This is a genomic window from Phyllobacterium calauticae, assembly GCF_019991125.1.
In the GTDB taxonomy this organism is placed as follows: domain Bacteria; phylum Pseudomonadota; class Alphaproteobacteria; order Rhizobiales; family Rhizobiaceae; genus Phyllobacterium; species Phyllobacterium calauticae.
Window position 1 is genome coordinate 11,274 of the sequence record NZ_JAGENB010000006.1, and the last position, 12,860, is coordinate 24,133.

General features: G+C 58.6%; 14 protein-coding genes. 6 read left to right on the plus strand and 8 right to left on the minus strand.

Annotated features, from left to right (window positions below; translation table 11 throughout):
- Positions 1–77: 77 nt before the first annotated feature.
- The 3 genes from ntrX to J1W56_RS19430 form a co-directional block, all read right to left on the minus strand.
- Positions 78–1,439, minus strand: a complete 1,362-nt coding sequence (ntrX, locus tag J1W56_RS19420; RefSeq protein WP_223614954.1) for a nitrogen assimilation response regulator NtrX — start codon at positions 1,437–1,439, stop codon at positions 78–80.
- Complete coding sequence (locus J1W56_RS19425; RefSeq protein ID WP_223614955.1) at positions 1,429–3,705, minus strand: sensor histidine kinase NtrY-like; 2,277 nt, start codon at positions 3,703–3,705, stop codon at positions 1,429–1,431. Before J1W56_RS19425 ends, ntrX begins: the two co-directional genes overlap by 11 nt.
- A gap of 201 nt (positions 3,706–3,906) precedes the next feature.
- Positions 3,907–4,806 (minus strand): LysR family transcriptional regulator, encoded by a 900-nt coding sequence (locus J1W56_RS19430; protein WP_188346345.1) that lies wholly within the window; start codon positions 4,804–4,806, stop codon positions 3,907–3,909.
- A 110-nt stretch (positions 4,807–4,916) separates the two neighbouring features.
- On the opposite strand from J1W56_RS19430, the gene J1W56_RS19435 reads away from it, so the two are divergent.
- The 4 genes from J1W56_RS19435 to J1W56_RS19450 are packed head-to-tail and all read left to right on the plus strand — an operon-like array spanning position 4,917 to position 8,650.
- On the plus strand, positions 4,917–5,999 hold the full coding sequence (locus J1W56_RS19435) for a 4-oxalomesaconate tautomerase (RefSeq protein ID WP_223614956.1): 1,083 nt from the start codon (positions 4,917–4,919) through the stop codon (positions 5,997–5,999).
- 47 nt (positions 6,000–6,046) lie between these two features.
- Complete coding sequence (locus J1W56_RS19440) at positions 6,047–7,048, plus strand: ABC transporter substrate-binding protein (protein ID WP_223614957.1); 1,002 nt, start codon at positions 6,047–6,049, stop codon at positions 7,046–7,048.
- Positions 7,049–7,059: 11 nt separating this feature from the next.
- Complete coding sequence (locus tag J1W56_RS19445; RefSeq protein WP_223614958.1) at positions 7,060–7,890, plus strand: ABC transporter ATP-binding protein; 831 nt, start codon at positions 7,060–7,062, stop codon at positions 7,888–7,890.
- A complete protein-coding gene (locus tag J1W56_RS19450) occupies positions 7,874–8,650 on the plus strand; it encodes an ABC transporter permease (protein ID WP_223614959.1) in 777 nt (258 codons plus the stop codon). The genes J1W56_RS19445 and J1W56_RS19450 overlap by 17 nt, the downstream gene beginning before the upstream one ends.
- Positions 8,651–8,712: 62 nt before the next feature.
- Here the strand turns inward: J1W56_RS19450 and J1W56_RS19455 are convergent, their stop codons facing one another.
- Positions 8,713–9,078: a nuclear transport factor 2 family protein gene (locus J1W56_RS19455; protein WP_223614960.1), complete on the minus strand. Its 366-nt coding sequence runs from the start codon at positions 9,076–9,078 to the stop codon at positions 8,713–8,715.
- 204 nt (positions 9,079–9,282) lie between these two features.
- Between J1W56_RS19455 and J1W56_RS19460 the strand changes: the two genes are divergently transcribed.
- Positions 9,283–9,987 (plus strand): hypothetical protein, encoded by a 705-nt coding sequence (locus J1W56_RS19460; protein ID WP_404928571.1) that lies wholly within the window; start codon positions 9,283–9,285, stop codon positions 9,985–9,987.
- A 20-nt stretch (positions 9,988–10,007) separates the two neighbouring features.
- Positions 10,008–10,481, plus strand: a complete 474-nt coding sequence (locus tag J1W56_RS19465) for a DUF2127 domain-containing protein (RefSeq protein ID WP_223614962.1) — start codon at positions 10,008–10,010, stop codon at positions 10,479–10,481.
- Positions 10,482–10,517: 36 nt separating this feature from the next.
- Here the strand turns inward: J1W56_RS19465 and J1W56_RS19470 are convergent, their stop codons facing one another.
- The 4 genes from J1W56_RS19470 to J1W56_RS19485 all read right to left on the minus strand — a co-directional run bounded on the left by J1W56_RS19470 (position 10,518) and on the right by J1W56_RS19485 (position 12,834).
- Positions 10,518–10,871, minus strand: a complete 354-nt coding sequence (locus tag J1W56_RS19470) for a DUF1428 domain-containing protein (protein WP_223614963.1) — start codon at positions 10,869–10,871, stop codon at positions 10,518–10,520.
- A gap of 83 nt (positions 10,872–10,954) precedes the next feature.
- On the minus strand, positions 10,955–11,416 hold the full coding sequence (locus J1W56_RS19475) for an SRPBCC family protein (RefSeq protein ID WP_223614964.1): 462 nt from the start codon (positions 11,414–11,416) through the stop codon (positions 10,955–10,957).
- Positions 11,409–11,726 carry an ArsR/SmtB family transcription factor gene (locus J1W56_RS19480; protein WP_223615207.1) on the minus strand — a complete coding sequence of 106 codons (318 nt, stop codon included), beginning with the start codon at positions 11,724–11,726 and terminating at the stop codon, positions 11,409–11,411. The genes J1W56_RS19475 and J1W56_RS19480 overlap by 8 nt, the downstream gene beginning before the upstream one ends.
- A 178-nt stretch (positions 11,727–11,904) precedes the next feature.
- Positions 11,905–12,834 carry a substrate-binding domain-containing protein gene (locus J1W56_RS19485; protein WP_223615208.1) on the minus strand — a complete coding sequence of 310 codons (930 nt, stop codon included), beginning with the start codon at positions 12,832–12,834 and terminating at the stop codon, positions 11,905–11,907.
- Between the last annotated feature and the right edge of the window lie 26 nt (positions 12,835–12,860).

Genomic DNA, 12,860 nt, shown 5'->3' on the forward strand with positions numbered 1-12,860 from the left:
AAAAGCCGGAGAGTCGCAACCGAATACTGTCGGCTACCATCGTATTCCTCCGAAGTCCCGGAGATTGCGTGAAGCGGTTAGACCCCGAGCGATTTCAGCTTCCGGTGCAGAGCCGAACGCTCCATGCCGACAAACTCCGCCGTGCGGGAAATATTGCCGCCGAACCGGTTGATCTGCGCAATGAGATACTCCTTCTCGAAGCGCTCACGCGCCTCGCGCAGCGGCAGGGCCATGATGTGCTGGTCGGATTCGGTTGGAGCCTTCGGCAGCGTGTCGCCGATTTCCGCAGGCAGCAGATCGGCGGTGATAACGGCTTCCGGATCATCGCCGCGCGCCAGGATTATCAGGCGCTCGATATTGTTGCGCAGCTGGCGGATATTGCCCGGCCAGGAATGGGACTGCAGCACGGCCATGGCATCCGGGCCGATCTTGCGCGGCTTGATACCCGCCTGTTCGGCAATCTGCGTCATGAAGAATTCGACAAGCGCAGGAATGTCGTCGCGCCGGTCCGCCAAGGGCGGAACAATCACGGGAACCACTGCCAGCCGGTGGAACAGGTCTTCGCGGAACCGGCCCTCGGCAATCATCGCTTCGAGATTTTGCGCGGTCGAGGAGATGATCCGCACGTCCACCTTGATGCGCTTGGTGCCGCCTACCCGTTCAAACTGCTGATCGACGAGCACGCGCAGGATCTTGTTCTGCGTTTCGCGCGGCATATCGGCAATTTCATTGAGATAGAGAATGCCGCCATGGGCTTCCTCCAGCGCGCCCACCTTGCGCTCGCCGCCATCGGATTCCGTGCCGAAAAGCTCGACTTCCATGCGCTCCGGCGTGATCGTCGCCGCGTTCAGGTTGACGAATGGTCCCTTGGAACGGGTCGACAGGGCGTGGATGGCCCGTGCCGTGAGTTCCTTGCCTGCACCGGACGGGCCGGTGATCATGATGCGGCTGTTGGTCGGCGCGACACGTTCGATGGTCTGGCGCAGGTGGTTCATCGACAGCGACGTGCCGAGCAGTTCCGAGCTTTCCGTCGAGCGCTTGCGCAGGTCGGAAACTTCGCGCCGCAGCTTGGATGTTTCGAGCGCCCGTTCGGCGATCAGAATCAGACGGTCAGCCTTGAACGGCTTCTCGATGAAATCATAGGCGCCGCGCCGGATGGCCGAAACCGCGGTTTCGATGTTGCCGTGACCGGAAATCATGACCACGGGAATATCGGGATGGCGGCTCTTGATCTCGTCCAAAAGGGCAAGACCGTCGAGCCGGCTGCCCTGCATCCAGATGTCCAGAAAGATCAGGCGGGGAATGCGATCATCGATCGCCGCCAATGCGCTGTCCGCGTCCGAGGCTACACGGGTTTCGTGCCCCTCGTCGCTCAATATTCCTGCAACAAGCTCGCGGATGTCGACTTCATCGTCGACGACAAGAATGTCAGATGCCATTTGAATTCACCTGTTTCGCCGATGGATCGGAATTGTCGGCTGTCTGTGTATTGGTATGGGTCGTGGGAAAAACCATGCGGATCATTGCACCCCGCCCGCCGTGGAAATCCGCGGGGGCATCGTGCAGTTCAATTTGACCGTCATGTTCTTCAACGATCTTTTTGACAATTGCGAGGCCAAGGCCCGTGCCTTTCTCGCGCGTCGTCATGTAGGGTTCAAGCAAACGCTGCCGGTGTTCACGCGGCAAACCTTTGCCATTGTCGGAAATTTCGACAATCAGAGCATCTCCCTCCTGCCTCGACCGGATACGGATATGTCCGTCACCCAGTCCATCTTTCACAACGGATTCAATTGCTTCTGCAGCATTTTTGATAACGTTTCCGAACGCCTGCCCGATAAGCCGGCCGTCGAATTGCCCGATGAGCGGCACATTGCCGAAATCCCGCTCGAAGCGGATATCGCTGCGGCTGACTTCGACCAGGAACGAGGCTTCGCGCAAGGCTTCGCGCAAATCCATCGCCTTGATTTCCGGTTTCGGCATGCGCGCGAAGGATGAAAACTCGTCGACCATGCGCCCGATGTCACCCACCTGCCGGATGATGGTTTCCGTGCACTGGTCGAAAACTTCACGATCTTCGGTAATCACCTTGCCATAGCGCCGGCGGATGCGTTCCGCCGACAACTGAATGGGCGTGAGCGGATTTTTGATTTCGTGGGCGATGCGCCGCGCGACGTCGGCCCAGGCGGATGAACGCTGCGCCTCCACCAGATCGGTGATGTCATCGACGGTGACCACATAGGAGTGGTCAGCGGATTCCGCGTCTTCGACAGTAATCTGGACATTGAACGTCCGGGCGCTGCCGCGGCGCGACATCGATACCTGTTCGCGGTAAACCGACCGGCCCGTGGCATGGGCAACCTCGAACACCAGTCCGATTTCCGGGACGAGCGCCGTCAGATTCTTGCCGACGGTCGTGACGGGGTCCAGATCGAACATCGCTTCGGCGGAACGGTTCATGATACCGATTGCCCCATCGGCATCCACGCTGATGACCCCTGCGGTCACGCCGGAGAGCACCGCTTCGGAAAAACGGCGGCGTTCGTCGATCTGGTCCTTGGCGGCAACAAGATCGCGGCGCTGCGTTCCCAGCTGGCGCACCATGGTGTTGAATGTCTGGGACAGCGACCCGACATCGCCGTCGGAACGGCGCACCGGCACCGCAACATCCAGATTGCCGGTTGCAACATCATCCGCTGCACCGATCAGCAGCCGGATGGGGCGCACCAGCCGGTCCGCCACCGCAATGCCGGTCCAGATGGCCGAAAGAAGCAAAGTAAGAGTCAGGCCGAAGTAGAGCAGAGCAAACAGAATCTGCGTGTCCACACCATTGGCAACCGGTTTGCCGGCATCGAGATTGTTGCCCTCGATGGCGCGCATGGAGTTGAGAATGTCCCCATCGACCGGGCGGACCGTGTAGAGGAACATATCCGGTATCTGCTGGAGTTTCACGACGGCACTGAGCAGATTGGTCCGTTCCGGCGGGATGAGCACCGGCTTGCCGTCCTGCGCCGTGTTGAGAATGGATTTTGCGACCGGCGGAATTGAAAAATTCGTGCGAATGTCGGCGCGAACGGAGGTGTCACCGTTGGAGCGGATGATGAATGCGCCGATCAGGCCGCGGCCGAGCGCCTGCTGGGTCAGGAAGCGCGTAAAACTGGTGCGGTCCAGATTGTACAGCGAGCGTTGTGCGTCGACATCGCTGACCATTTCAAGCGTCGTGCCCTGCAGGTTGCGCGCGCTTTCCTGAATGTAGGAATTGGCAAGGCTGATCGACGAGTTGACGATCGTCGTGGTCCGCATTTCGAACCAGCGATCAAGCCCGAGATCGAGGGTGACCGATGCAACGATAGCCACCAGCATGGCCGGTACCGCAGCGACAAGTGAAAACAGCACGACGAGGCGCACATGCAGGCGGGATGCAGCCTTCCCCCGGTTCCTGGCCTGGCTGATACGATAGACTTCGCGGCCGATCAGCACGATCAAGGCGAGAATCAGCAGCGCATTGAGACCGGTCAGGATAAAAGTGAGGTTGCTCTCGGGCTGAACCGGGGTCATTCCCGTGAGGATGAAAAACGTTACGCCCGTCGTCAAAAGCGCCAGAACTACCGTGACAACGCCGATACGGGAGTAAAAGCGCTGCGTGTTGCCGCCAGCGGCAGCCGTGAGCGAGTTTCCCAACTGATTGACCGAATTTGATAAGAGCATTGCTTACATCATCCCAACCAAGTTGCACTCATGCAACACATTGTGGCGGAAATGCAACGCCCTCTCGTCGAAACCTGTGCAGAATTGGTTCAACACCGCACGGTTGGCACGGCTGGTCCCTTCGGGTTGACCAGGTCAATAGGCTGCATATTGCAGATCACAGCTTCCCTTGAAGAAGCAGTTTTCGCGGTGGGCACCGCCCTAACCTTCCGACCAAGTGCCAATCAGCATGTTGAGAAATCGCTCGGCAGCGGGTGACAATGTTCCTCCCCGCCGCCGTACGACACCGATGGTTCGTGAAATTTCCGGATTGCGGATCGGCCGGGTGACAAGAAACGGATGCTCCTCCTGCGGCGTTGCCAGCTTGGGCAGCACGGAAATCCCTAGTCCCGCCTCGACGAGGCCGAGCGACGTCGACAGGTGCGTCACCTCGTAGAACCAGCGCAATTTCAGGTTGGATTTTGCCAGTGCCGCGTCGAGCAGTGTCCGGTTGCCGCTGGAGCGGTGCACGGTGATCAGCGGATAGGGCGTCAGGTCTTCCCATCCGAGTTCGCTTTTGGCGGCAAGCGGGTGATCCTTGCGCGCCGCAAGCACGAACGGGTCCTCGATCAGCCGGTCGAAAATCAGATCGGGGTCGGCGGCGCCCATGATGTTGATGCCGAATTCCACCTCGCCGCGGGCAACGGCCAAAAGCCCGTCGGTGGCGGGAAGGTCCAGGATGCGAAAGCGGATGTGCGGGTATTCGGCATTGAACTGCTTGATCACCGTCGGCAGGAAATAGAAGGCGGCGGTGGGCAGGCACGCGATGGTGACGAGCCCGCTGCGCTGGGCGCCGATATCCCGCACGGCAAAGAGCGAGCCGTCAAACTCCTCCAGCATGCGCTGAACGAGCGGAATGAGTTCGCTTCCCACCGCCGTGGCCGAGACATGGCGCGTGGTCCGCTCCAGAAGCGGCGCTCCGATGGTTGCCTCCAGCTTCTGGATGCGCCGGCTCAACGCCGGTTGCGAGAGATTCAAGGCTTCCGCCGCCCGGTGAAAACTTTCCAGCTCCACCACCGAGAGAAAAGCCCGCAGATCCAGTATTTCACAATTAATGCTCATATCACATCAATCCTCGCAAACTTTGCATTTCACATATCAATCACCTTACCGCAAAATGCAAGAAACCGACAGATTGTTCTGTTGAACGCATGAATGAAGAGCACTGCGCCATGAATGACCTCCTTCGCATACCTTGCGTCCTCATGAGAGGCGGTACGTCCAAGGGACCGTTTTTTCTGGCATCGGACCTTCCCTCCGATCCACGTCAACGCGACCAGATCCTGTTGTCGGTGATGGGGTCCGGTCATCCCCTGCAGATTGACGGTATCGGCGGTGGCAACCCGGTCACCAGCAAGGTTGCCATCGTTGGCCCGTCGACGGTAACAGGCGCCGACGTCGACTATCTCTTTGCCCAGGTGCGGATCGATCAGCAGATGGTCGACACATCACCCAATTGCGGCAACATGCTTGCTGCCGTTGGCCCGTTTGCCATCGAAGCCGGTTTGATCAGAACGACAGGACCGGTAACGCGGGTGCGGATACACAATGTCAACACCGGCAAGCTGATTGAGGCGGAGGTCCCGACGCCGGATGGCCGCGTGGCCTATCTCGGCGATGCATCGATTGACGGGGTGCCGGGGTACGCCGCGCCGATTGCCCTGACATTCATGGACGCCGCCGGCGCACGGACCGGCAGGCTGTTTCCAACGGGCCATCCACGCGAGATCATCGACGGTATCGACGTCACCTGCATCGATTGCGCCATGCCGATGATGATACTTGAGGCTGCGTCCATCGGGGTAACAGGCTATGAGAGCGCTGCCGAACTCAACGCCGATCATGCCCTCCTCGAGCGGCTGGAAAAGCTGCGGCTGCAGGCAGGCCAGCGCATGGGCATGGGCGACGTGCGGACGCAGGTCACGCCCAAACCCGTCCTTATCTCGACGCCGAAAGCCGGCGGTGATCTGAACGTGCGCTATTTCATGCCGCACCAATGCCATCCCTCCCTCGCCACGACGGGAGCCGTTGGCATTGCCACCGCGTGCATCAGCGATGCCACGGTCGCATCACGCCTGATCGGAGGACGCAAGCTTCCGGTCAATCTTGTTCTCGAGCATCCGAGCGGCCGTCTGGAAGTCAAGCTGGAATCCCGCAATGGCACAACGGTCGCCGGCATACTGCGGACCGCCCGTCGCCTGTTCGAGGGGCAAGTCTTTGCCAAACCTGTAGCGCAAATGGTTTGCGCAGCATAATTGAACGCGGTTGCCGGGAGGGCATCGCACATCTGGGAGGAAATACCATGCATAAACTCATGCTCGCGCTGGCGGCGACGGTTGCATTCGCAGGATCGGCGTTTGCCGAACCTGTCCGCATCAGCGTCGGCTCCTACAATCTCAACAACCTGCCGTTTCCGGTCGCCTCGGGTCTGGGCCTTTATGAAAAGGAAGGGCTTGATGTCACCGTCGAGAATTTTGCCTCGGGCGGTTCGAAGACGCTGCAGGCGCTCGTCGCCGGTTCGACCGACATAGCCGTCGGCTTCTACGATCACACGATCCAGATGCAGGCGCAAAAGAAGAACGTTGTTGGCATTGTGCTGCTGGCGCGCAATTCGGGGCTGGTGCTTGCAGGCGGCAAGAACAGCACATTCGATCCGGCAAAGCCCGAAACCATCAAGGGCGCCAAGATCGGCATTACCGCCCCCGGTTCCTCGTCGGATTTCTTCGTTCGCTACTATCTGCAGCGCCACCAGCTTTCGGCGGATGACGTTTCGCTCATCGGCGTCGGTTCCGGCTCGGCAGCCGTCGCCGCTCTCGAACAGGGAAAGGTCGACCTCCTGGTGAACTACGATCCGGCGGCGACCTTCATTGAAGCCAAGGGCGTCGGCAAAATCCTGATCGACGCGCGCAGTGACGACGGCGCCAAGGAGATCTACGGCGGCATCTATCCGACCTCGGTTCTCTACGCCACGCAGTCCTACATCGACAAGAATCCGGAGACGATCCAGAAGGTCGTCAATGCAACGGTCAAGGCCCTGGAGTGGATGAACAAGAGCGCTCCGGAGGAAATCGTTCAAAAACTTCCTGAGGCCTTCATTTCCGGAGACAAGGAAACCTACATAAAGGCCGTGGCAAACGCCAAGCCCATCTTCTCTATCGACGGCCGCTTCAACGAGGCCGAAGTCGAAACGCCGCTGGCAGTCCTGAAAAGCTTCAATGACAAGGTGGCGGCAACGGATATCGACCTGAAGAAGACCTACACCAACAATTTCGTCGACAAAGCGCCGCACGAAGGCACGAACTGAGGGAGAGAACCATGGCCTTGGCAATGGTAAAACCGGTTGCGGCCGCAACCGTTGAACAACCGCGAAATGCGATGGTGTCCATCGATTCGGTAACGATGTCATTCGGCACGTTCGTTGCGGTGGAGAACGTCGATCTGACGGTGGCCGATGGGGAGTTTCTTGCCATCGTCGGTCCCACCGGATGCGGCAAGAGCACGATATTGAACGCCATTGCCGGACTGCTCAAGCCGTCCGGCGGCCGTGTCTCGATTGATGGCAATCCGGTATCGGGCATCCAGAACGATATCGGTTACCTGTTCCAGCAGGACGCCCTGCTGCCCTGGAAAACCGCAATCGAGAATGTTGAACTCGGGCTGCTGTTCAAAGGCGTGGCAACGGCGGAACGCCGCGAGCGGTCGATGATGTGGCTGGCCAAGGTGGGCTTGAAGGGTTTTGAGCAGCGATATCCGCACCAGCTGTCCGGCGGCCAGCGCAAGCGTGTGCAGATGGCGCAGGCGCTGATTACCGGCCCGAAAGTCATTCTGATGGACGAGCCGTTTTCGGCGCTTGATATCCATACCCGGCATCTGATGCAGAATGAGCTCCTGCGCCTGTGGCAGGAGGAGCGCCGCGCCGTGGTGATGATCACCCATGACCTGGAGGAAGCGATAGCGCTCGGCGACCGGGTGGCGGTGCTTGCCGCGGGGCCGCGCAGCCGGGTTATCGACAGTTTCGACGTGGACCTTGCGAGACCGCGCGACGTCGCTGAAATCAAACTGGATCCACGTTTTATGGATCTGTACCGCAATATCTGGGCGTCGCTGCGCGGCGAAGTGGAGAAGAGCTATGAACGTCGCGACTGAACGACTTATCCAACTGGGCCTGCTTGTGGCCATCCTCGGCGGCTGGCAGCTTGGCGTATCGACCGGTGTCATCGACGTGTTCTTTTTTCCGGCACCCGTCGACATTTTCAACCAGATCGTCAGCTGGGTCATCGATCCCAGTTTTTATCGCCATGTCACGATCACGCTGACGGAAACCGTTCTGGGCTATGTCATCGGAACGGGACTGGGCGTTGCCGCCGGCGTCTGGCTCGGTCTCAGCCGCAGTGCCGCGCGCATTCTCGATCCGTTCATCAAGGGCCTCAATGCCATTCCGCGTGTGGTGCTTGCGCCGATCTTCGTGCTGTGGCTCGGGCTTGGTTTGTGGTCGAAGGTGGCGCTCGCCGTCACACTGGTGTTCTTCATCACGTTCTTCAACGCCATGCAGGGCGTGCGCGAAGTCAATCCGGTGGTTCTGGCCAATGCCCGTATTCTCGGTGCAAAGCGTTCGGAACTCCTGCGCCATGTTTACTTTCCCGCTGCCGCCAGCTGGATTCTGTCCTCCCTGCGCACCTCCGTCGGCTTCGCGGTCGTTGGCGCCATCATCGGTGAATACCTTGGCGCGTCGGCAGGCCTTGGCTATCTGATCGCGCAGGCGGAAGGCAATTTCGATGCAGTCGGCGTTTTTGCCGGTATCATCATCCTGGCCGTCTTTGTTCTCGTCATCGACCGCGTGCTCGACGTGGTGGAGAACCGGCTGATCAAATGGCGACCGAACACGGCTGAAGAGAAGACAGCCTGATCCGGTCAGGCTGCCTGGTGACAGCCATAAATGCGGTTTGCCGCGGTGCTTTCCGGGACTTCTCAGGAGGCATCGCGGTCTTGAACCGTCACGCGCAGAATTTTCCCGGCTGCATCGAACAGAATGACTTCCTCGCCGGAACGCCGGGACACTTCACCCGTCTGGCGGTGCGTTGCGACCAGACGCCAAACCGATCTGGCCGATTGGGGCGACAGTTCTTCGATCAGATCGTCCTCGGCGATCTGATCGGGATAGCTTGCAAAATAGACCTTGAATGCATCCAGGATAGCCTCCTGCCCGGCAATCTCACCAATACCGCTCGATGCATAGACGGCATCGATTGCGAAAAAGCCGGCAAGTACCTCAAAGTCGAGGGCATTGATGGCAGCGTGGTAAAGGCGGGTTGTTTCAACGGGATTGAACGGCATGAGAGGGTCTGACTCCGGTTTGAGCCGGTGGACAGTGCACTATCCCTCGCATTTGTTCCAGAACTCCCCTGCCCGAAATCGCAGGCGTTTGACAGCCGCCGCCGCTTCAAGGACATAATTGTCCGTGCACTGTTTCGGTGCAGCAGTGGATGCAGCGGTCTTTCAGCAACGGGGTGAAAACAAGTGCAGACAGCACACACGGATATCAGTCAGAAGCATATGGCGGTGCGGACCCATGCACTGGACTTCTGGATGGCGCGCGCTGCCGTCCTCGTCGTCGCCGGATTGCAGTTCCTGCTGGTGAATGATTTCTCGTGGGGGCCGCGCTGGCTCGCGCCGGTGATCGAGCTTTTGCTGCTGGCGCCGCTTTCCATGGCAACCGCATGGGTGCAGACGCGGGCAAGGCAGGCAACGACGGACGAGCATTTTCATCTTGTCGGGCGTTCGCGGCGCCTGATCCGCCGCGCCGCCCTCGGCCTGACAATCCTGATCACGTTCATGAACTTTGTCGCGCTGTATTTTCTTGTAAGAGCCCTTCTCGGCGGGCATGCCGGGTCGGCGCAGACACTGCTGATCGATGCGGTCAACATATGGGTGACGAACGTCATCGCCTTCACGCTTTGGTATTGGAGCATCGACCGCGGCGGCCCGGCCAGCCGCGGGCTGACATCAAAAACCTATGGCGATTTCCAGTTCCCGCAAATGGTCATTCAGGATGAACGGCTGAAAGACTGGTCACCCGGCTTCATCGATTACCTCTTTCTGTCATTCACCAACGCGACGGCTTTCTCGCCGACCGACACGATGCCCCTGTCACCACGGGCAAAACTGCTCATGATGGCGGAAGCGTCGCTCTCCCTCCTGACCATCGCCCTTGTCGCAGCACGCGCCGTCAATATTCTGGCGTAGCGGCGGAACGGGAAGCCTTGATGAACGAGAAGCGCATTCACCGGATTTTCGAGATCAGCATCCTGTTGAAGGGCGCCCATGCGCTCATCGAGTGTATCGGCGGTCTGATCCTGGTTTTTGTCAACACGGCCTCTATCCGGTTGATGGTGAACACGTTCACACAGACGAGACTCCTGGACGATCCCGATGATTATATCGCCACGCACCTTGCAAGGCTTGCCAGCGATTTCTCCGTCAGCAGCCAGCATTTCTATGCCTTTTATCTGCTGAGCCATGGCCTCATCAAAGCCCTGCTTGTCATTGCGCTGCTGCGCAACAAGCTGTGGGCCTATCCGCTGTCCCTCGTGGTTCTGGGGCTGTTCATCGCCTATCAGCTTTATCGCTACTCCTACACGCAGAGTCCGGCGCTCATCGTGCTGACGGTTTTCGACCTGTTTGTCATGCTGCTCATCTGGCACGAGTATCGACTGGTTCAAAAGCACGTCGCGCGGTAGGTCACCCCGATTACGCTGAAATCCCTTTTATGGTTGTCAGAGTTCCATAAAGGACTCGAACCCGCCATAGATCATGCGCTTGCCATCGAAGGGCATCTCCCATTTATCGCTGGCAAGTCGGGGATCCGCCATGGCTTTCTTGTTGGTTTCGTCCCGCTGCTTTCGTGACGCATGAACAATCCACGAAAAGACGACGACTTCATCGTCCTTCGCCTGCACGGCGCGCGGAAACGAGGTGAGTTCGCCATAGGGAACGTCATCGCCAAGGCATTCTACATAGGCCAGCGCGCCATGTTCCTTCCAGACATCACCAGCCACGCGTGCCATGGCCTTGTAGGCATCGATCTTGTCCTTCGGTACGGCAAGCACAAATCCATCAACATAGGTCATCATACCCTCCTCATTCGGTTCAACGGCCCTAGGACGATTGAACGGGCCGACATTCTACATCGTTCCCGTTTTTATTCGGGCGCTTACATATCTTTCGGCCAATGGCGTGTCGCTTCAAGCGATTCACCTGTCTCAAGCAGGCTCTTGAGGCTCGAGAGAAGGCTGGGCCATCCGGTGGAAACCTTTTCGATCAGCTTGGATTCCGGCCGGTCCATCTCATGGACTACAGTCAGTTTCACCATATCGCCCATCGGATCAAGCTCATAGGTGAGGCGCGAAAATCCCTCCTGCTTCAATTCCGGCATGAATTCGTTGCGCCAGGACAGAACGAGGCGTTTGGGCGGATCAATTTCAACAACCTCTCCGGCATCGCCGACCCGCCCGTCCGGAATCATGAGTTTCCACGAGGAACCGGGCTGCCAATCGCAATCCTGCCAGGTTCCCGCCCAATACTGCCGGGTAAATTCCGGATCGATCAGCGCGTGCCAGAGCTTTTCCGGCGTTGTGCGGATATAGGTCACGTACACAAATCGGGGTTTAGTCATGGCCGTCTTCCTCCAGGGTTTTCTTGAGTTCATCGAGGGTGCGCAGCGGACCCCGTTCATACTTGTGGATCCAGCGCGTGGAAATTTCATGGATCGGCACCGGGTTGAGGTAGTGCAGCTTTTCCCTGCCCCGCCAGACCGTCGCGATGAGATTGGCCTCTTCCAATATTGCAAGATGCTTGGTTACGGCCTGACGCGTCATGTCGATGCCCTCGCAGAGTTCGCCCAGCGTCTGGCCGTTCCTGGCAAAGAGGTTGTCGAGCAATTGGCGCCGGCTCACATCGGCAAGGGCCCGGAATGTCGCGTCTATGGTCATATCCACATTATGCAACCTTTTAGTTGCATGTTAAACCATTACGCGATGCCGCTGGGTTACACACCCTGTGCAACAGCCATGCATCAAAACTTGAAAAATGAAATATTGTCGAAATAACAGTGGAGTAACCGATCTTTCTAAAGCGGTTACTCCACTTCTTTGCTCTCAATGGTCAAAGACCGTTCTTTTTGAGAATCTCCGGCGCATTCGCCTTGGTGATGGTTTCAGTACCGAGAACGATCTTCTTTTCCACCTTTTCGCCCGCCAGAACTTTCAGCGCCTGGCGCAATCCCTCCGCTCCGGGTGTCGGGTAGAGGAATGTTGCGGCAAGTTCCCCCTTGTTGACCCACTGGACGCCTTCATTCGGCAGTCCGTCGACACCGAGGAACAGGATATCCTTCTCGCGCCCCGCATCCTTGGCGGCAAGGTAGGCACCATAGGCCATCGGATCATTGTGGCCGTAGACCAGCTTGATGTCCTCATGGTTGCGCAGGGCGGTTGCCATGATGTTGTAGGCCTGATCTTGCTTCCAGTCACCGGACTGCTTGTCCAGGAGATAGGTGATGCCCTTCTCCGCGTCGGTGTATTTGTGGAAACCGTTGCTGCGGTCATGGCTTGCCTGCGTGCCGAGGCCACCCCAGATTTCGACGACGGTGCCCTTGGCCTTGCCCTTGCCGCCGAGCAGTTCCACGGCATGTTGTCCCGCTGCTTCGCCGATCACCACATTGTCGCCGCCGATCCACTGGGTGAACTTGTCGGTATCGACGTTGCGGTCAAGCACGATCACCGGAATGCCGGCATCCATCGCCTTTTCCACGACACCGGTCAGGCCTGCGGATTCCTTGGGTGAAATCAGGATTGCGTCCACCTCCTGCCGGATGAAATTTTCAACGTCGGCCACCTGCTTTTCCGTCTTGTCCTGGCCATCGGCGACAAGCAGCTCAACATTCGGATGGTTTTTGGCTTCGGCAACCAGATCCTTGTTGAACTGAACGCGCCAGGGCTCGACGGTCGTGGTCTGGCTGAAGCCGATGACATACTTATCCTTGGCCCATGCACCCGGCATGTGCAGCGCCAGCGGCGCGATGAAAGCGGTTGCCATTGCCAATCTGGCAAAATGTCTGCGTG

Coding starts and splice junctions, on each gene's coding strand:
- J1W56_RS19445 (WP_223614958.1), top strand. CDS start 7,060: ATGGCCTTGGCAATGGTAAAACCGGTTGCGGCCGCAACCGTTGAACAA.
- J1W56_RS19450 (WP_223614959.1), top strand. CDS start 7,874: ATGAACGTCGCGACTGAACGACTTATCCAACTGGGCCTGCTTGTGGCC.
- J1W56_RS19475 (WP_223614964.1), bottom strand. CDS start 11,416: ATGACTAAACCCCGATTTGTGTACGTGACCTATATCCGCACAACGCCG.
- ntrX (WP_223614954.1), bottom strand. CDS start 1,439: ATGGCATCTGACATTCTTGTCGTCGACGATGAAGTCGACATCCGCGAG.
- J1W56_RS19455 (WP_223614960.1), bottom strand. CDS start 9,078: ATGCCGTTCAATCCCGTTGAAACAACCCGCCTTTACCACGCTGCCATC.
- J1W56_RS19430 (WP_188346345.1), bottom strand. CDS start 4,806: ATGAGCATTAATTGTGAAATACTGGATCTGCGGGCTTTTCTCTCGGTG.
- J1W56_RS19425 (WP_223614955.1), bottom strand. CDS start 3,705: ATGCTCTTATCAAATTCGGTCAATCAGTTGGGAAACTCGCTCACGGCT.
- J1W56_RS19470 (WP_223614963.1), bottom strand. CDS start 10,871: ATGACCTATGTTGATGGATTTGTGCTTGCCGTACCGAAGGACAAGATC.
- J1W56_RS19485 (WP_223615208.1), bottom strand. CDS start 12,834: ATGGCAACCGCTTTCATCGCGCCGCTGGCGCTGCACATGCCGGGTGCA.
- J1W56_RS19465 (WP_223614962.1), top strand. CDS start 10,008: ATGAACGAGAAGCGCATTCACCGGATTTTCGAGATCAGCATCCTGTTG.
- J1W56_RS19435 (WP_223614956.1), top strand. CDS start 4,917: ATGAATGACCTCCTTCGCATACCTTGCGTCCTCATGAGAGGCGGTACG.
- J1W56_RS19440 (WP_223614957.1), top strand. CDS start 6,047: ATGCATAAACTCATGCTCGCGCTGGCGGCGACGGTTGCATTCGCAGGA.